This is a genomic window from Mesorhizobium sp. LNJC391B00 (assembly GCF_000502535.1).
Taxonomy (GTDB): domain Bacteria; phylum Pseudomonadota; class Alphaproteobacteria; order Rhizobiales; family Rhizobiaceae; genus Mesorhizobium.
The window spans coordinates 1-18,711 of the sequence record NZ_AYWI01000020.1 but is presented as its reverse complement, the minus strand read 5'-3'; the positions used below and the strand labels follow the sequence as shown (position 1 = coordinate 18,711).

15 protein-coding genes and 1 tRNA gene are annotated in these 18,711 nt (G+C 61.9%); 12 read left to right on the top strand and 4 right to left on the bottom strand.

The window, feature by feature from the left end:
- Window position 1: 1 nt before the first annotated feature.
- Window positions 2-712: a GntR family transcriptional regulator gene (locus X750_RS136015; RefSeq protein WP_023697427.1), complete on the bottom strand. Its 711-nt coding sequence runs from the start codon at window positions 710-712 to the stop codon at window positions 2-4.
- A 264-nt stretch (window positions 713-976) separates the two neighbouring features.
- On the opposite strand from X750_RS136015, the gene X750_RS136020 reads away from it, so the two are divergent.
- The 6 genes from X750_RS136020 (at window position 977) to X750_RS136045 (ending at window position 6,961) form a co-directional block, all read left to right on the top strand.
- A complete protein-coding gene (locus X750_RS136020; RefSeq protein WP_023689478.1) occupies window positions 977-2,077 on the top strand; it encodes an ABC transporter ATP-binding protein in 1,101 nt (366 codons plus the stop codon).
- A 34-nt stretch (window positions 2,078-2,111) separates the two neighbouring features.
- Window positions 2,112-3,401 (top strand): PotD/PotF family extracellular solute-binding protein, encoded by a 1,290-nt coding sequence (locus X750_RS136025; RefSeq protein WP_023689479.1) that lies wholly within the window; start codon window positions 2,112-2,114, stop codon window positions 3,399-3,401.
- A gap of 237 nt (window positions 3,402-3,638) precedes the next feature.
- On the top strand, window positions 3,639-4,550 hold the full coding sequence (locus tag X750_RS136030; RefSeq protein ID WP_023697429.1) for an ABC transporter permease: 912 nt from the start codon (window positions 3,639-3,641) through the stop codon (window positions 4,548-4,550).
- Window position 4,551: 1 nt separating this feature from the next.
- Window positions 4,552-5,370 carry an ABC transporter permease gene (locus tag X750_RS136035; RefSeq protein ID WP_023669394.1) on the top strand — a complete coding sequence of 273 codons (819 nt, stop codon included), beginning with the start codon at window positions 4,552-4,554 and terminating at the stop codon, window positions 5,368-5,370.
- 2 nt (window positions 5,371-5,372) lie between these two features.
- Window positions 5,373-6,119, top strand: coding sequence for an aspartate/glutamate racemase family protein (locus X750_RS136040; RefSeq protein ID WP_023748834.1), 747 nt, complete (start codon window positions 5,373-5,375; stop codon window positions 6,117-6,119).
- A gap of 5 nt (window positions 6,120-6,124) precedes the next feature.
- Window positions 6,125-6,961: a GNAT family N-acetyltransferase gene (locus tag X750_RS136045; protein ID WP_023748833.1), complete on the top strand. Its 837-nt coding sequence runs from the start codon at window positions 6,125-6,127 to the stop codon at window positions 6,959-6,961.
- A 98-nt stretch (window positions 6,962-7,059) separates the two neighbouring features.
- Here the strand turns inward: X750_RS136045 and X750_RS136050 are convergent, their stop codons facing one another.
- Entirely contained in the window at window positions 7,060-9,285 is a 2,226-nt protein-coding gene (locus X750_RS136050; protein ID WP_023748832.1) for an exopolysaccharide transport family protein, read from the bottom strand.
- A gap of 264 nt (window positions 9,286-9,549) precedes the next feature.
- Between X750_RS136050 and X750_RS136055 the strand changes: the two genes are divergently transcribed.
- From X750_RS136055 to X750_RS136070, 4 genes are all read left to right on the top strand, one after another.
- Window positions 9,550-10,113, top strand: a complete 564-nt coding sequence (locus tag X750_RS136055; protein WP_023682330.1) for a polysaccharide biosynthesis/export family protein — start codon at window positions 9,550-9,552, stop codon at window positions 10,111-10,113.
- Between the two features lie 7 nt (window positions 10,114-10,120).
- Window positions 10,121-11,251 (top strand): glycosyltransferase, encoded by a 1,131-nt coding sequence (locus X750_RS136060; protein ID WP_023748831.1) that lies wholly within the window; start codon window positions 10,121-10,123, stop codon window positions 11,249-11,251.
- An 85-nt stretch (window positions 11,252-11,336) separates the two neighbouring features.
- Window positions 11,337-12,872, top strand: coding sequence for an undecaprenyl-phosphate glucose phosphotransferase (locus X750_RS136065; RefSeq protein ID WP_023748830.1), 1,536 nt, complete (start codon window positions 11,337-11,339; stop codon window positions 12,870-12,872).
- Window positions 12,869-14,110, top strand: a complete 1,242-nt coding sequence (locus X750_RS136070; RefSeq protein ID WP_023748829.1) for an O-antigen ligase family protein — start codon at window positions 12,869-12,871, stop codon at window positions 14,108-14,110. The genes X750_RS136065 and X750_RS136070 overlap by 4 nt, the downstream gene beginning before the upstream one ends.
- A gap of 63 nt (window positions 14,111-14,173) precedes the next feature.
- On the opposite strand, the gene X750_RS136075 is transcribed toward X750_RS136070, so the two are convergent.
- Window positions 14,174-15,157, bottom strand: coding sequence for a glycosyltransferase (locus X750_RS136075; protein WP_023705052.1), 984 nt, complete (start codon window positions 15,155-15,157; stop codon window positions 14,174-14,176).
- A gap of 48 nt (window positions 15,158-15,205) precedes the next feature.
- Window positions 15,206-16,174, bottom strand: coding sequence for a glycosyltransferase (locus tag X750_RS1000000165230; protein ID WP_084013644.1), 969 nt, complete (start codon window positions 16,172-16,174; stop codon window positions 15,206-15,208).
- Between the two features lie 170 nt (window positions 16,175-16,344).
- Here X750_RS1000000165230 and X750_RS136090 point away from each other — a divergent pair.
- Both X750_RS136090 and X750_RS0133925 read left to right on the top strand, forming a co-directional pair.
- Window positions 16,345-16,421, top strand: a tRNA-Pro gene (locus tag X750_RS136090).
- A 449-nt stretch (window positions 16,422-16,870) separates the two neighbouring features.
- Entirely contained in the window at window positions 16,871-18,532 is a 1,662-nt protein-coding gene (locus X750_RS0133925) for an AAA family ATPase (protein WP_023748827.1), read from the top strand.
- The last annotated feature ends 179 nt before the right edge of the window (window positions 18,533-18,711 follow it).

The following is an 18,711-nucleotide window of genomic DNA, read 5'->3' as shown; positions in this document are numbered from 1 at the left end:
TTCAGAAATTCAGCGCTTCGCGGAGCGCCGGGCCGGCCCTGACCCGCAGGTCGAGATCCGCCTCGATGTGGTCGATATGGTGCAGCATCAGCCGGCTCACCAACCCGCAATCGCCGCTTTCCAGCGCGCCGACCATTTCCGTGTGCTCACTGTGTCCGCAGGCCGACACGCCGGATCGTCCGTAAAGGGCGATCACCAGCGACGAACGCGCCACCAGCTCCTCCATGAAGCGCTGCAGGATGGCATTGCCGGCGACGGAGGCGAGCAGCAGGTGGAAATCGCCTGATGCCTTGATTTCGGAGCGCCGCGCGGTTGGGCCGCGCTCGGCGATGAAGCGGCCTTCTTCGTCGAGCTGCGCGCGGAACGCAGCGATATCGGTGGCTGTGACCCGCCCGCAGGCGGCAATGGCGATGCCCGGCTCGATCAGCCGGCGCGATGCGAACACCTGGCGCGCTTCCTCGGGCGTAGGGTTGGCGACGAAGGCGCCACGGTTGCGCTCGGTACGCACCAGCCCCTCGAAGGACAGCATCTGCAGCGCCGCGCGCGCGACCGTGCGCGAGACGTCGAACAGCGTGCCGACCTCGCCTTCCGACAGCTTGGTGCCGGGCGTCAGCCGACGGTCGACGATGGCGTCCCGCAGATTGTCGCGAATCGCCTGGGCGCGATCCTGGTTGGCGCTGTCGGCGGAATGGATCTGATCGGCAATGTTCATGGCGATGATGGTTCCCAGCCTCTTTCTAGCGCAACTCGTCGCCTGCGCACGAGAGGCAAAGTGGACACGAAGCCAAAAAAGATTGCATACGATTCTTGCGCGGATCGCGCACAATCGCCCATAATTTGTGCAATGCACAAGATAGCCCACCGGCTAGGCAGTGGGCACGAATTCCGATTTTGCTGATGATTCAAACGCTTGGCCGAATCTCGCCGATTGGCACGCATAATGCATTGGTTGACGCGACCAAACGGGGAAGCCTGAATGTCCAAAGCCGCCGAGATCGACATCGTCTCCGTTTCGAAAGTGTACGGAACGACGACTGCCGTCGAGGCCATCAGCCTGAAGATACCGGCAGGCACCTATTGCTGCCTGCTTGGCCCCTCCGGCTGCGGCAAGACCTCGACGCTGCGCATGATCGCCGGCCACGAAAGCATTTCGTCGGGCGATGTCCGCCTCGGCAACATCGTCGTCACCGACTTGCCGCCGGCAAAGCGTGGCACGGCGATGATGTTCCAGTCCTATGCGCTGTTTCCGCATCTCGACCTTGTCGACAATGTCGCCTTCAGCCTGAAGATGAAGGGCGTCGACAAGGAGCAGCGCCGTGCCAAGGCGCTCGACATGCTCAAGCTGATGCAGATGGAGGCCTATGCGACGCGCCGGCCGGCGCAGCTTTCCGGCGGCCAGCAGCAGCGTGTTGCACTCGCCCGCGCTCTGATCACCGATCCCGAGGCGCTGCTGCTCGACGAGCCGCTGTCGGCACTCGACCCGTTCCTGAAGATACGCATGCGCGCCGAGCTGAAGAAATTGCAGACCTCGCTTGGCATCACTTTCGTCCACGTCACCCACAGCCAGGAAGAGGCCATGGCCTTGGCGGACCTGATCGTGGTGATGAATGACGGCCGCATCGAACAGGCGGCGCCGCCGCGAGATGTGTTCGAAAGGCCGGCCACCGCCTTCGTCGCGCGCTTCATGGGTGACCACAATGTCATCTCCGGCCGGGTTACCGGCGCGCGCGACGGCATGGTCGTCTTCGACGTCAATGGTGGCGCCTCGCTCGCCGCCCGCGGGCAAGGCCGGGAGGCGGGCCAGGAGGTGGGCACGCCGATCGACATCGCCATCCGCACCGACCATGTGCGCATCGGCGAAGCACCCTCTCCCGGCCTCGGCTTCACCGGCATCGTCTCCAACATCGAATATCGCGGCGCCACGGTGAAGCTGTCGGTCACCGGCGGCGGCATCGACGATTTCACCGTTATCATCGACGATTCCGACTTCTTCGCCAAACCCGTCGCCCTTGGCGACGCCGTACCGCTCGCCTGGGATTCCGAGGACGCCATCGTCCTCGGCCGCCTTCATTCATGAATTCAACGAAGCAAAACAAAACAGGGGAATAGGAATGACAAAAACAGTAGAAACAAAGACCGGAATTTCGCGACGTTCGTTGCTCAAGACAGGTGCGGCCGCCGTCGGCCTCGCCGCAGGCTCGGGCGCCATTACAGGCTTCCCGACCATCTGGGCGCAGTCCAACATCACGCTGCGCCAGTTCGGCACCGGCGTGTCGAACCTGAACGCGATCGCCGACAAGTGCAAGGCCGACCTCGGCATCACGCTGGAAATGACGGCGACCGATTCGGACGCGGCCGCCCAGCGCGCCGTGACCCAGCCCGACAGCTATGACATCGCCGACATCGAATACTGGATCTGCAAGAAGGTGTTCCCGAGCGGCGTGCTGCAGCCGATGGATGTCAGTAAGCTGAAATACTACGACGAGCTGGTGCCGTTGTTCAAAACCGGCAAGCTGACGCCCGACAGCATCATTGCCCAGGGCACCGCGCCGCACACGGTCGGCTATGTCGAAGCGCAGGACTCAAAGACCTTCGCCAAGGCGCCGACCAAGTGGTTCACCATGGTGCCGACGATCTACAACGCCGATACGCTAGGCATCCGGCCCGACCTCGTCGGCCGCGACATCACCACCTGGGCCGACATCATGGATCCGGCCTTCAAGGGCAAGACCGCGATCCTTAACATCCCGTCCATCGGTATCATGGATGCGGCCATGATCATGGAGGCCACAGGCAACATCAAATATGCCGACAAGGGCAACATGACCAAGGAAGAGATCGACAAGACGATCGACTTCCTCATCAAGGCCAAGCAGGCCGGCCAGTTCCGCGCCTTCTGGAAGTCGTTCGACGAGAGCGTCAACCTGATGGCATCGGGCGAAGTGGTCATCCAGTCTATGTGGTCGCCGGCCGTCGCTGCCGTGCGCTCCAAAGGCATCGCATGCCGCTTCCAGCCGCTCAAGGAGGGCTATCGCTCATGGGGCGGCGGCCTTGGCCTTGCCGCCCATCTCAAGGGCGCCGAGCTCGACGCCGCCTACGAATACATCAACTGGTATACGTCGGGCTGGGTCGGCGGCTATCTCAACCGCCAGGGCTACTATTCCGCCAATATGGTCTCGGCCAAGAAGTTCATGTCCGAGGACGAATGGGGCTACTGGATCGAAGGCAAGCCGGCCAAGGGCGAGATCAAGGCGCCGGACGGCACCGTCATGGAAAAGGCCGGCGCCGTGCGCGACGGCGGCTCGTTCGAAGAGCGTATGGGCAAGGTCGCCTGCTGGAACTCGGTCATGGACGAGGACCGCTACATGGTGAAGCGCTGGAACGAATTCATCGCGGCGTAGAGCGGACGCGTTCACTGTGATGTTGCGATCCTTCGCGCCCCCCTCTGTCCTGCCGGACATCTCCCCCACTTGGGGGGAGATTGGCAGCGTCATGGCCGGCTCTTCGTTAGCAACGTTGGAGTTTGGCGAAGGCCGTTATGAGAGTTCGATCTCCCCGCTCGTGGGGGAGATGTCCGGCAGGACAGAGGGGGGCGCGAAGGATCGCAAGTCATCGCGATCACGCGGAGGATTTTCCCAATGACAGTCGCGCTCGAACGCCCCGCCATCGCAGCAGCCAAGCCCGCCAGACGCCGCCGCGTCTCCCTTGGCGCCGTCACGCCCTATTTGCAATCGGCGCCGCTGGCGCTCATCCTCGGTGCGTTCCTGCTCTTGCCAATCATCATGATCGTCGTCGTCTCCTTCTGGGATTATGACTTCGCCGCCATGTATCCGGATTTCCTGACGACGAACTATTCCGACGTGCTGGGATCATGGGTCACCTGGAAGACCTATCTCAACACCATCAAATTCGCTGCCATCGTCTGGGCTCTGACCTTGTTCATCGGCTTCTGGGTCGCCTATTTCCTCGCCTTCCATATCCGCACCACCGCCATGCAGATGGTGCTGTTCCTTGTCTGCACGGTGCCGTTCCTGACCTCCAACATCATCCGCATGATCTCGTGGATCCCGGTGCTTGGCCGCAACGGGTTGATCAACTCGACGCTGGTGCAATTGGGGCTGGTGCCAAAACCCATCGAATGGCTGCTCTATTCGGAATTCGCCGTGGTGCTGGCCATGGTGCATCTCTACACGCTGTTCATGGTAACGCCGATCTTCAACACGTTGATGCGCATCGACCGCTCGCTGGTCGAGGCCGCGCGCGATGCCGGCGCGTCCGGCTGGCAGGTCTTGTGGAACGTCGTCATCCCGCTGGCCAAGCCCGGCATGGCGATCGGCACCATCTTCGTCGTCACGCTGGTGATGGCCGATTTCTCCACTGTGCAGGTGATGTCGGGCGGCCAGAGCGCGTCGGTCGCACTGATGATGAAGAACCAGATGTCGCTGCTGCAGTATCCCGCAGCCGCCGCCAATGCCGTAGTGTTGCTGGTGTTGGTACTGTTGATGGTCGCGGGCATCCTGCGCATCGTCGACATCCGCAAGGAGCTTTGAGGTGAGCCACGAAAAACGCACCCTCGAATTCTATGTGCTTGCGGTCTTCTTCACTCTGTTCGTGCTGTTCCTCTACGGCCCGCTGTCGGCGATCCTGATCCTTTCTTTCCAAGGCGAGACCGGCGGCCTCACCTTCCCGCTCAATGGCGTGTCGCTGCACTGGTTCGCCAATCTGTTCGAGCGCCAGGCGGTCGGCGATTTCGGCGGCAGCTTCAAGCGCTCGCTCGTGCTCGGCCTTATGGTGATGATCGTCACCGTCGTCGTGTCGCTGCTGGCAGGGCTCGCTTTCCGGCAAAAATTTCGTGGCGCCACCGCTTTGTTCTACCTGGCGGTCGCCAGCCTCGTAGTACCCTCGATCATCATTTCGCTCGGCATCGGCGTCGTCTTCCAGCAGGTCGGCTTCCGCCCAGCCTGGTACACATCGGCCTTCGGCGCGCACCTGACCTGGACCTTGCCCTTCGGCGTGCTCATCATGTTCGCCGTCTTCAACCGCTTCTCGCCCGCCTATGAGGAAGCCGCGCGTGACCTGGGCGCCAACTCCTGGCAGACCTTCGCCCATGTCGTGCTGCCGATGATCGCGCCGAGCCTGATCGGCGTCGGCCTGTTCGGCTTCACGCTGTCCTATGACGAGTTCGCCCGCACGCTGATGACGTCGGGCACCTTCAACACGCTGCCGCTCGAGATCTACGGCATGACCACCAATGTCACGACGCCGGTGCTCTACGCGCTGGGCACGGTGACCACCGTGTTCTCCTTCCTGGTGATCCTGGCCACACTGGGCGCCATCCTCTATGTTGGCCGCAGGCGGGCCAGGGTTTGATTGTGCAGATACTGGTGGTGAACCCCAACACGACGGCGAGCATGACCGAGACGATCGCGGCGGCGGCGCGCGGCGTTGCCGGCGCCGGGACCGAGGTGATCGCGGTCACCTCCTCGATGGGCCCGGCCTCGATCGAGGGCTATTATGACGAGGCATTGGCCGTGCCCGGCCTTTTGATGGAGATCGCCGCCGGCGAACGTGCCGGGGCTCAGGCCGCCATCATCGCCTGCTTCGACGATACCGGCCTGGATGCGGCACGCGCCATGGCCTCCATTCCGGTCATCGGCATCTGCGAGGCCGCACTCAGTGTCGCCTCCTACATTGCCCAGCGCTTCACAGTGGTGACGACCACCGAACGCTCGCGTGTCCCTGTCGAGGGGCTGGTGCAGCGCTATGGCATGGCCGGGCGTACCCGCGTGCGCGCCGCCGACATTCCCGTACTCTCGCTTGAAGACGCTGCTTCCGGCGCTGTCGAGAAACTGCGCGCCGAGATCGCCCGCGCCATAGCGGAAGACCGCGCCGAGGCCATCGTGCTCGGCTGCGCCGGCATGGCCGACCTGGCACACCGGTTGCAGCAAGAGTTCGACCTGCCCGTCATCGACGGCGTCGGCGCCGCCCTCAAACAGGCCGAGGCGCTGATCGCATTGGGCCTGTCGACCTCGAAGCGCGGCTCCTATGCCAGTCCGCTGGCCAAGCCCTATCGCGGCGTGCTGAAATCCTTCTCGCCGGGGGTGGTCGCCGCGGAGTGAACGCTATGAAGCCTACCGTCCGCGCATTGTCTCCGCCGGAACTGACCGTTCTCATCGACTGGGCGGCGGCTGAAGGCTGGAACCCTGGCCTTGACGATGCCGCCGCGTTCCGGCCAACCGATCCTGAAGGGTTCATCGGCGCTTTTGTCGACAACGAGATGACCGCCGCCATCTCGGCTGTCGCCTATGGCGGCAACTTCGGTTTCATCGGTCTCTACATCTGCCGACCAGACATGCGCGGCAAAGGCCATGGCAAAGCAGTCTGGAATGCGGGCATGGCCAGGCTGGCCGGCCGAACGGTCGGCCTCGACGGGGTCGCCGCGCAGCTGGCGAATTATCGCCGCACGGGATTCAGCTCGGCGTACGAAACCATCCGCTTCAGCGGCCGTATCGCGACCCCGCCCGTCCGAAGCGAAGGGGTGCGCATGATAACCACGCAACTCGTGCCCGACATCATCGTCTATGACGCCCGCTGTTTCCCCGCGCCTCGACGAGCCTTCCTGCACCGCTGGGCGCAGCCGCCGCATTGCGGGTTCGCCGCGATCAGTTCACTCGGCACCATAGGCTACGCCGTGGCTCGTCCCTGCCGTTCGGGTTACAAGATCGGCCCGCTGTTTGCCGACGACACCGAGACGGCGATGCATCTCATGGGCAGTCTGGCTGCCGCATGCGAAGGTGGCGACCTGCATATCGACGTTCCTGCCGAAAATTTCGATTTCACCAAGGCGCTTGCAGCGATTGGTTTCAGGCCGACCTTCACCACCACGCGCATGTACAAGGGCCCGCCTCCGAAGGTCGACTCGCGCCGAATATTTGGCGTGACGACCCTGGAGTTGGGGTAGATCCCGGCGCCGGCTGACAGGCTTGGTTTTTCGGGAGCCGGCGGGCGATGGACGAGCCGATCCGTAGTAGCGCCGCCTAAGTCGAATTGTCTGATGTCTCAGGCGGCGCTACGTCGTCCCGGCACGGGGTTACCCGGCGTCTCGTGGCCGATCGGCGTCACCAGAGTGAGGTCGGGATAGCCGCTTTCGATCAGCTCGACGGCGGCCTGCGCCACCTCATCGTCCGCCTGCAGCATGGACATGAAGACCTCGGTGCTGTCGCCGACCAGTCGGCTGATGCCTTGCGCATCGGCCGGTCCGCATTCGACGATGACCAGATCATAGGCGGTGGTCAGCGACTGCATGATGATTGGCAGCCGGTCGGCGGCGCGCATGGCGCGAACCGGATCGGCGGTGCCGACGGGAACGACATGGCAGTCGGAATAGAGGTCAGCGTGAATGACGTCGCTGAACTGCGCTTCCGAAGCCAGCAGATTGGTGATGCCGGGGAAAAGTCCGCTGTCCAGCATCGGCCGCGAGGCGGCACCTGACGCCGTGAGATCGAGCAGCAGCACGCGCAGGCCGGCGTCGGAGACTTCGCGCGCTACCAGCACTGCCGAGGCGGCGGCCTCATCGCCTTCGGGCGAGACGAAGATGGCGCGCGCAGCACCGCTGGCGATCAGCTTTTCCGCCGCCTTCTCGACATCGATCTCGCCAAGGCTGGAGCGTACCCGCTCGGGTTCGGATTGCGGTTCTGGATCGGCAGCCGCTGCTCCTTCCAGCACTGAAGGAGCCGGCTCCTGCTCCGGCTCGGGCGCCAGTTCAGACTCCATGGCCGTCCGCTGATCGACCACCTCCTCGGCCACGACTGCGGCCGGTTCCGGGTCGACGACCGGCGCCGACATTGCCGGCATCGCAACCTGTTCGATGCGGTCCAAGCGGGCGCCGGGCGCCGGGCGCATGGCGCGGCCGGAAAACAGCTCCTGCAGAAGCGTGATGACCGACATCAGCAGCAGCGAGCCGACGAAGGCAGCGCCGACGATCGGCACGAGCTTGGGGAAATAGGGTTCCGACGGCACGCGCGCCTCGGAAAACACGCTGGCATCGACCGGCAGATAGTTTTTGCGCGAGGACACTTCGCGGAAGCTCGCCATATAGGATTCAAGCTGCTGGCGCCGGACGTTCGCCTCACGCTGCAGCGCATCCAGCTGGACTTGCTCCTCGCCGGCGCGCGACGACGCCGCTTTCAGCTTGTTGACGTCCGATATCAGCTGGTTTTCGCGCGCCTGGGCGGTCTGCGCCTGCGTCAGCAACCCGCGCATGATCTTTTGCGCCTCGTTGCGGATCTGACCGTCAAGATCGGCTAGCTGCGACCTCATCGCCCGCAGGCGCGGATGGTTGTCGAGCAAAGTGGTGGAAAGATCGGCGATGTTGGTTCTGAGCTCGATCTGACGCTCGCGCAGCCGCTGGATCAGATCGGAAGACAGCACTTCGGGTACAGCGTCCAGCGAACCGCCATTCTGCAGGGCCTGGCGCACCCTTTCGGCCGTTGCCTCAGCCGAGGCGCGGCTGGCGCGCACACGCGACAGCTCGCTCGATAGTTCGGACAATTGCTGTGTCGCCAGCACCGAATTGTTGCCAGCCATCAACAGGTCCGACTGAGCGGAGCGGAAGGCCGCGACCTTGGCCTCTGCATCCCTGACCTGCTTCTGCAGCTCCTCGATCTCCGGCCCGAGGAAGGCGGTCGCGGCCGCGTTCGACGTGGTCTTGGCATCCGCCTGATAGGCCATGTAGGCCTTGGCGATGGCATTCGGAATATCGGCGGCAAGCTGGCGGTCTTCCGAGGAAAATTCGACGGCGATGGCACGCGTCTTCTCCACGCCATAGACGTTTAGCTTGTCGCGCATTTTAGTCAGCACGCGCTCTTCGAGCGGAATCTCTGCCGGATCACTTTTCAGTCCGGCAATGACAAGAAGTCGGGCTACCGGCGACATGCCGAGCGCATCGTTGAACTCGGGCTTGTCGCCCAGATGCAGATTGCCAGCCACCTTATTGAGAATGTCGGACGAGGAAATGACCTGAACCTCGGTTGCTACACCTTCCGCATCGAGCACAGGTTTGTCGTCTTCATTGGTACCGGCAGGCCGCGTATAGGCCGATTCGCTCAACTGGATTTTCAGCTGCGTCGTCGCCTTGTAATGCGGCGTGGCAAGCCACGCGAACGCGAAGGCGAGACCAGTGACGAGAAGCGTGATCACAAGAATGCGCAGCCAGTTCCGCGCCAGGCTGGCGAAGAGCTGTCTCAGGTCGACATCGACATCTGCGGCCGCGGACTGGTCGGACATGCATTCCTGCTCCGGACATGAGGCTAGATGGTAGCGTAAACAACTATGGTAACTCAGCCGTTAAGATCGCGGTAAGCAGCTGTTAGGGTTTGCTGACATCCGGTAAACAAAGCCAGCAAAACTATACGGCTTTTTGTCGATTGCCGCCAAATCGGCCGCGTCCCTTTACCGGCCATTAACCCTAACAGGATGATAACGAACCCAGATCCTTAAGGTTTGCCGCCGTGTCCTGGCGGCCATAGCGACGAAGGTGTGTGTCCGATCATGAAAAGCGCTGCTGGTCTGTTTCGCGCTCTGCTGGCCGTGTCGATCCTCGCCGGCTGCTCCAGCTACCGGCCGACGCCGGCGGCCTTCCACGAGGTACTCGACCAGCCCTATCGGCTCGGCGCCGGCGACCGTGTCCGCGTCACCGTGTTCGAACAGGACGGTCTGACCAACACCTACAGTGTCGATCAGTCCGGCTACATGTCCTTCCCGCTGGTCGGCGCGGTGCCGGCGCGCGGCCACACGGCCCAGCAGCTGGAAAAAGCGCTCGCCGACAAACTGCGCCAAGGCTATCTGCGCGACCCCGACGTGTCGGTCGAGATCGATCGCTACCGGCCGATCTTCGTCATGGGCGAAGTGGGCGCCGCCGGCCAGTATTCCTACGTGCCGGGCCTCACCGTGCAGAAGGCCATCGCGATTGCCGGCGGTTTCTCGCCGCGCGCCAACCAGGAAAGCGTCGACATCACCCGCGACATCAACGGCAAGGTGATGACAGGCCGGGTGGTTACCTCCGATCCGCTGCTGCCGGGCGACACGGTCTACGTTCGCGAACGCCTGTTCTGACATCAACGTGGCGGACCAGCTCAGGATCGTCCACTGCTTTCGCTCACCCGTCGGCGGAATCTTCCGGCATGTGCGCGACCTGACGGAGGCCCAGCTCGCCGCCGGACATGTTGTCGGCATCGTCTGCGATTCGACCACCGGCGGCGAATACGAGGAACGCCTGTTCGACCAGATGAAGGACAGCCTGGCGCTCGGCATCCATCGCACGCCGATGCAGCGCCATGTCGGGCCGGGCGACTTCGCCTCGGCCTGGCGCACTTACAGGATCATCAAGGAATTGCAGCCGGACGTGTTGCACGGACATGGCGCCAAAGGTGGCGCCTATGCCCGTCTGTTCGGCTCATTGTTGCGGGTATCTAGGTCTCGCGTAGCCCGCCTCTATTCGCCGCATGGCGGCTCCCTCCACTATGACGAAACGACGACCACCGGAAAGCTGTTCTTCGCGCTGGAGCGCTTCATGGCGCGCTTCACCGATTGCCTGCTGTTCGTCTCCGACTATGAGCGGCGCACCTATCGCAGGAAGGTCGGCGAGCCGCCGGTCCCGAACACGCTGGTCTATAACGGCCTGCGCGCCGCCGAATTCGAGCCGGTGGTCGCACAGCCCGACGCAGCCGACCTGCTCTACATCGGCATGATGCGCGACCTCAAAGGGCCTGACATTTTCATCGACGCGCTGGTGCTAGCCGGGTCCCACCTTGAGCGCCGCTTGACCGCGGTCATGGTCGGCGATGGCGACGACCTGCCGCGCTACCATGCGCAGGTGAAACGGCTGGGCCTCGGAAAACAGGTCCGCTTCTTGCCGCCTATGCCAGCCAGGGAGGCCTTTGCACTGGCCGACCTCGTGGTTGTGCCGTCGCGCGCGGAAGCCATGCCCTATATCGTGCTGGAGACGCTGGCCGCAGGCAGGCCGATGATCGCCACGGCCGTCGGCGGCATTCCCGAAATCTTCGGTGAGGGATCCCCTGCCCTGATCCGTCCCGATCCGCGCCAACTCGGCGACAAGGTGGGTGAAGCGCTGCGCGATCTCGACGCATACCGGCGCGTCATGCCCGACACCGCCAGGCTCAGGGCGCGATTCGGCGCCGATGTGATGGCCGCCGAAATCGAAAAGGCCTATTTCGCCGCGCTCAACAGATAGACGACCCTCCAAAACCACAAGTTGTCTCAAGGCTTTTTTAGCTCTCTTTCTGCTATCGTCATCGCGGAAGCTTGTGGGAAACCCGATGAACGAGACCGACCCCACGCGCCGCTTTTCGGCCGATGCGGTGCGCAAATTCGACAATCCTGCCGAGAGCCCCACGCCCGGCGGCATGAACAGTGTTGCCCGCCAGGTCGCCTCGCAATACCGGCGCGATACGATGTCGCCGGTCATGGTCAGCGGCGTATTGCGCATAGGCGAATTCGGCTTGCTGTTCCTGTCGGGGCTCGCGCTCTACTTCCACTTTGTCGGCTTCTTCAACTATCTCGCCTGGCAATATCCGCTGACCATTGCCGCGGCGTCATTCGTGGCCGTGGTGCTGCTCGACGTCAGCGATTGCTACCAGATCTCCGCCTTGATGCGACCGATCTCCAATCTCGGCCGCGTGCTGATGGTCTGGGCCGGCACCTTCGCGCTGATGGCGCTGACGGCCTTCATCATGAAAATGTCGGAGGATTATTCGCGTCTGCTGTTCGGCACCTGGTTTGTCGTCGGCCTGCTTCTGCTGTTCGGCCTCAGGCTGGTGATGTCGAAGCTGATCCGGCGCTGGGCGCGCAACGGCCGCATGGAACGCCGCGCCGTCATCGTCGGCGGCGGCAAGGCGGCCGAGATGCTGATCCGCTCGGTCGAGAAGCAGCCAGACAACGACATCCGTATCTGCGGCATCTTCGATGACCGCGGCGACAAGCGCTCGCCGCCGATCGTGGCCGGCTATCCCAAGCTCGGCACCATTTCGGAGCTGATGGAATTCGCTCGCATCGCGCGCATCGACATGCTGATCGTGTCGCTGCCGCTGACTGCCGAAACGCGCGTGCTGCAGCTGCTGAAGAAGCTCTGGGTGCTGCCGGTCGACATCCGGCTCTCGGCGCATTCGAACGCTTTGCAGTTTCGCCCGCGCGCCTATTCCTACATCGGCTCGGTGCCGATGCTCGATATCTTCGACAGGCCGATCAACGACTGGGATTCGGTCGCCAAGCGCGCCTTCGACATCGTCTTCTCGCTGATCGGCATCATCCTGTTCTCACCGGTGATGCTGGCGACTGCCATCGCCATCAAGCTCGACAGCAAGGGGCCGGTGCTATTCAAGCAGAAGCGGCACGGCTTCAACAACGAGATCGTCGAAGTCTACAAATTCCGCTCCATGTACACCGACCGCTCGGACCCGACCGCCAAGCAGACGGTGACCAAGAACGATCCGCGCGTCACCCGCGTCGGCCGCTTCATCCGCAAGAGCTCGATCGACGAGCTGCCGCAGTTCTTCAACTCGCTGTTCGGCACGCTGTCACTGGTTGGCCCGCGCCCGCATGCGATTGCCGCGCAGTCGCACAACCTTCTCTACAATGAGGTGGTCGACGGCTATTTCGCCCGCCACAAGGTCAAGCCCGGCGTCACCGGCTGGGCGCAGATCAATGGCTGGCGCGGTGAGATGGACACCAATGAGAAGATCCGCATGCGCACGGAATACGACCTCTATTACATCGAGAACTGGTCGATGCTGTTCGATCTGCGCATCCTGCTCATGACGCCGCTGCGGCTGCTCAACACGGAAAACGCCTATTGAGCGCGATTTCCCATGATGTGCCGCAGGCTGCGGTCATTGCCAAGCTGATCGCGCTGATATCCTCGGGCGCGGTGTTTTTCGGCGTCTTCCTGTCGGGCTTCGTCATCGACGAACCGGCGCCCTACGATCTTTTCATGCTCGGGCTGATCGGGGTGTGGGGGCTGTTTGGCCTGCGCATATCGCGCGCCGCCGTGCCGCTGCTCGTGCTGCTGATCACGATGAACATCGGCGGCATGATTGCCATGACGCAGATGGCCGATCTCGCCAACACACCGCTCTATCTCGCCGTCTCGCTGTTTCTCGCGTTCACCGCGGTGTTCTTCTCGTCGGTGACGGCGGTGCAGCCCGGCCTCTACCGGCTGATCTTCATCGCCTATGTCGTCTCCGCGGTGGTGACCTCGCTGCTCGGCATTGCCGGCTATTTCCACGCTTTCCCGGGCGCTGAAATCTTCACCAGATACGACCGCGCCCAGGGCGCCTTCCAGGATCCGAACGTGTTCGGACCATTCCTGGTGCTGCCCGGCATCTATCTGCTCTATCTCCTGTTGACCGGCTCGATCGCGCGCATGCCGCTTCTGGCGGTGCCGCTGCTGATCATCACCGCCGGCATTTTTTTCTCCTTCTCGCGCGGCGCCTGGGGCATGTTCGCCGTCTCGGCCATCCTGCTCACCGGCGCCCTGTTCCTGCAAAGCAACAGCGGCAAGTTCCGGCTGCGCGTCATCATCATGAGCATTGCCGCCGTCACCCTGCTGGTGGTCGCCATGGTCGTCATCCTGCAGCTGCCCGGCGTCGGCGAGATGTTTTCCAGCCGCGCCCAGCTCGAACAGAGCTACGACACGGCGCGCCTTGGCCGCTTTGCCCGCTACACGATCGGCTTCGAGATGGCGCTCGAACATCCGCTCGGCATCGGCCCGCTGGTGTTCGGCACCATTTTCGGCGAAGACACGCACGACATCTGGCTGAAGACGCTGATGGATTATGGCTGGCTCGGCTTCGTCTCGTTTCTGTCGCTGACGCTGTGGACGATCGCGGCCGGCTTCCGCATCCTTTTGCGCGACCGGCCGTGGCAGCCCTATCTGCTCTGCGCCTACGTCGCTTTCATCGGCAATATCGGGCTCGGCACATTCATCGATATCGACCACTGGCGCCATGTCTACCTGCTGCTCGGCCTGATCTGGGGCGCGATCGCGCTGGAATACAGGCATCAGCGCGGGTTGCGGGCGGTGGCGGCAAGCTAAACCGACGGGAACGCCGCCGAGTTCGGATGACCCCGCCCTGCTGACGGATTGTCGGGATTTCCTCTATCTCGCGATGCCGGCAACCCGCTCGGGGTATTGCACTGCCAGCATCGATTTGTCGGCGTGATCGGCGAAGATAGCGCTGACCTTTTCGGCGTCGAACCGCGCCCGTCGCTTGCGCTTCTCGTCGTTGAGCAAAATCCCGCTGATGGCGTCGAACTTGCGGCCGAGGTTTTTCAGTATGCCTCTCTTGATCGGCCAGCTGCTGCTGAAACGGCCGGCCCAGGGAGTGCCTTTCGCCAGATCGCGATAGATCGCCATGGCGTCGACCTCGACACCGATCGGCGGACGGTCCCAGGGCTTGCCCCAGGCGAAGTGGCGGGCGTAGCAGCGGCTGAAAGGGATCTGGCTGGTGTAGTTGGTCATCACGTTCCAGAACGGGTGCATCGTCTGCCACCTGCCCTCGAAAGCCACGTTCAACGCACCTTGATCCATCCCGTAAGCCTGCTCGGAGGCCAACTGCCGGGTACGCTCCAGAAGCCCCTCCTGCCTGACCAGCGGCATGTTGAACACCAGCACGCCGGCATTGAACTTCGGCGCCCCTGGCTGCATCGGCAAATGCTGTCGATACTTTACGTCGAAATAGGTCTGCTCGTCGTGTGCGGCCAGCAGCGGAGCGTTGAGCGGGGTGTTGCAGAGATCTGCTATCGATCGGTTGAAAAGCACATCGGCGTCTGAATAGGCGATGCGGTCGTATGGCTCGAATTGAGGCAATTGATCGGCGAACAGCCTGATGTAGGTCGCAAGCGTGGGATGCGTTCCACGATTGAAGTTCGTCGCCTCCATGAACTTCGTTACGTCGATGATGCCGATCCTCCCCTCGAGCAAACGCTCACCGGCAGACCGGTCGTCACTGGGAATGACGCCGGTGTGCAAAATAAAGCCGTCGACGGCGCCGGACAAATCCAACACACGGCGCGCCGCCAAGCAGGTGTACGGAAAATACCTTTGATCGGCGGCGAAAAAGAAGCATGGCTTTTGCGACACAGTCTAATTCTCCTGCCCTGCGCCTTACGGATCAAAGTCGCGAATATCTCAAGCGAAACCGCCGAGTATTTCAGGAAACTGCACGGCCATCGCACCGGCAAGGGCATGCTCGGCATAAATCCTATGCACCTTGCTTCCATCATACCTTGCCCGCCGCCGATACCGATCCTTGGCAGGCAACATCCCCATGATGCCGTCGAATCTGCGAGCGAATCGCCTCATGACGCCTCGCTCGAAGGGAATGCGCTGCCGGAAGGGCTGGAGCCAAGGCGTATCCCTTGCCAGACCGCGCCAGACGGCAAGCGCCTCAAGTTCCACGTCGACCTGGCTCCCCCACGGCTTGCCGCCGGCGAAATGCCGGGCATAGGCTTGGGCGAACCGAAATTCCTTCGTATCGTTGGACATCAAATTCCAGTTCGGATGCATCGTCTGCCACTTGCCCTCGAAGACGATGTTCAGCGCGTTCTGATCGTTCATCTGCCCGGCAACGGCGACATCTCTGGCGCGGTGCAAAAGTCCCTGTTCACGCACCAGCGGCATGTTGAAGACGATGATACCGGCATTGAAGTAAGGCGCTCCCGGCTGCATCGACAATTTGTGCCGGTAGCCTGGGCGGAAGTACATATAATCGTCATGGGCGGCCAACAATGGGGCATGAAGTGTCTGGCCCACCAGGTCACCTATATCCCGATTGAAGAGGACATCACAATCAACATGGGCGATGCGGTCATAGTCCGCGAACTGAGGCAGTTGGTCGGCGAAAAGCCGAACAAAAGTGCCGACATTGCTTGGCCGGAAAGTATGACCGGCCTGCGCAAACAACGCCGATACGTCCATTATGCGAAGGCGATTCTTCAGCAGGCGTTCAGCAACACGCATATCGGCATCGCGTGCGCCGAAATGCAGGATGAAGCCTGGCGTTGCGTCTCCCGAAACGTCCAGAATTCTGCGCGCCGCCAAGCATGCATATGGGAAATAGTTGGCGTCGGCCGCTAGAAAAAAACAGGAATTTGCCACGCGCAGTCCTTCTTATCGGTATTGGGCGAGCCATACCGTCTCGGTATTGGGCGAGCCATACCGTCTTGGCGTTGCGCCGACAAGGCCGGATGCCTCGCGATTTTTCCGGTCCAACGCGCCGTTTTAGCGCTTGCACCATAACCCTTGAAAATATATGGCTTTGCGCGGTCCGGAGTGTAGCGCAGCCCGGTAGCGCACTTGACTGGGGGTCAAGGGGTCGTCGGTTCGAATCCGGCCACTCCGACCATTAATTCCTTGATATCCCTAGTTTTTATTGAAGGCGCCCTGCGGCGCCTTTTTCTATTTTCGGAACGAAAGGCGCTCAAAACGCCCGTTTCGGAACCTGGAGTCCCGAAAAAGTCCCGAACTAACCGCGCGAATGTTCGCCATCCGTGCCCGTCGGTGATTCTGGAATTCGCCTACCAATCCCCTCGAAGGAACCCGAAATGCGTATCCTTTCTATTGTGCCCGCCAGTGATCCTGGCGATAGGCGCTTTCCGTGCGTCGCCAAATTCGACGCAGAGATAACTGCAGAGATCCGGATGTACGGGCTGCGGCTCCTAAGATCCCCTACTGGCAAACACCTCTCCTACTCGCCTTCGTCCGGCGGGAAGAGGTGTGCGACGTTCTCACCGAACCTCGCAGAAGCGATTACGGCTGCAGCGATTGCGGCCCTTCACGGAGGCCGTGCAGCCAATGACGAATCCTAACGCCCATGAAATGATGCCCTTCGAACTGCCTGCCGGCTTCGGCGATGGCTTTGTGGCTGCTGTGGAATTTGTCGGAGTAGATGAGCGTGAACACGCGCTCGATTGCCTGTCAGACTATGCCGACATCCTGTTCGGCGACATCGTCCTGGTACCGTTCAAAGATGGCGAGCCGGACTGGGCAAACACGACACGCGACACCATCGAAAAGTTCGCCGGCCATTGGTCTGAGATTGGGCCGGAAGACGTTCCGCGCCTCGGCATTCTGACGGATGGCTTCGCTCGATTTTTGGACGATGTTGAAGGCGTGTCCGTGGTAACACTTTGGCGCGAAGGCACCCCGATCATCCGACAGATCGAAGGCAAACCGTGCGGAGCGGCCCTCGACATCATCATGGACGCAATCGTTGATGACGAGCCGCTTACGGTGCGACCGACGGATGCGACTGGAAAAGGTCGGCAGGAGCAAGACGACGACACATATCCTAAGCCGATCAAGGCGAGCCCATTTTTGCTCGGCGACCCTTCGGCTATCCCGCCTCGCCAGTGGCTGTTCGGAAGCCATTACATCCGCAAATACCTGACGTCGACTGTTGGCGCTGGCGGCGGTGGCAAGTCTGCACATGCCGTATCGGAAGCTCTGGCCATGGCCACGGGCAGGCCGCTGCTCGGCCCGGACGGCCCCTTAGGAAGGAAGCTCGGCGTTTGGTATATCAATGTGGAGGATCCGCGCGACGAAATCGAACGCCGCTTCGCAGCTGCAGCCTTGCATTTCGGAATCACCAACGAGCAGATTGACGGACGGCTGTTCACTGATTCCGGGCGAGACCATGAGTTCGTGATTATGCGCCAGGCCGGAAAGGACTTTAAGGTTTGCGCACCGCTGGTCAACGCAATGGTCGCCGAGATCAAAGCCAATGCGATCGACGTAGTAATAGTGGATCCTTTTGTCTCAACGCATGAGGTTCCTGAGAATGACAACAGCGCCATTCAGCGAGTGGCAAAGGCATGGCAGCTTGTAGCTGAGCGCGGCGATTGTTGCGTCGAGGTAATCCACCACGTCGTAAAGGGCGCGGAGGAAATAACGGCAGATTCCGGCCGCGGGGGCGGTGCGCTCAAGGACAAGGCCCGTTCAGTCCGAACGATCAACGGTATGACGCAGGCGGAGGCCACTAAGGCGGGTGTCGAGGATCGACGCGAGTACTTCCGTATCGACCTCGGCAAGGTGAACATGACCAAATCGATGCGAAGCCAATGGCGTCGCTTCGAGTCCGTTGGCCTGGGCAACGGCGGTACGTTTAGCCAAGGCGATAGCGTCGGCGTAGTCGTGCCGTGGTGCTGGCCTTCCGCGGACACCATAGCAGAAAAGGCGGAGGCGGCCCGCGTCGCACTGGTTGCGGACGTTCCTGCCGACATGCTCGCCGGTATCAAGGTGAGGTTGCACTCCAGCCATTACAAGGAATCGCCTCAGGCTGGGAATTGGGCTGGCAAGTTGGTGGCTGAGATTTTTAGTCTCGATGCGAAGGCTGATCGAGAGCAGATCAAGGCCATGCTGGCCGCTTGGATCGATGCTGGCGAGTTGGAAATCGTTGATATCATGGACGCCTACCGCCACCTAAAACCGCACATAAAGCCGGCTGCGGCACCTTAGAAATGCGGTGCCGCAAAGGGGTGCCGCAAGTGACGCAAACACTGCGGCGCGGCACCTATACCCCTTGTGGGGATAGTGCCGCACGCTGCTGCGTGAAGAAAAATAGGGTTGTGTGCGTCAAGTTCTGCAAAATGGGCGATCATGAAACTGGTCATGCGGCTTGGCGTAGAGCGAGCTTC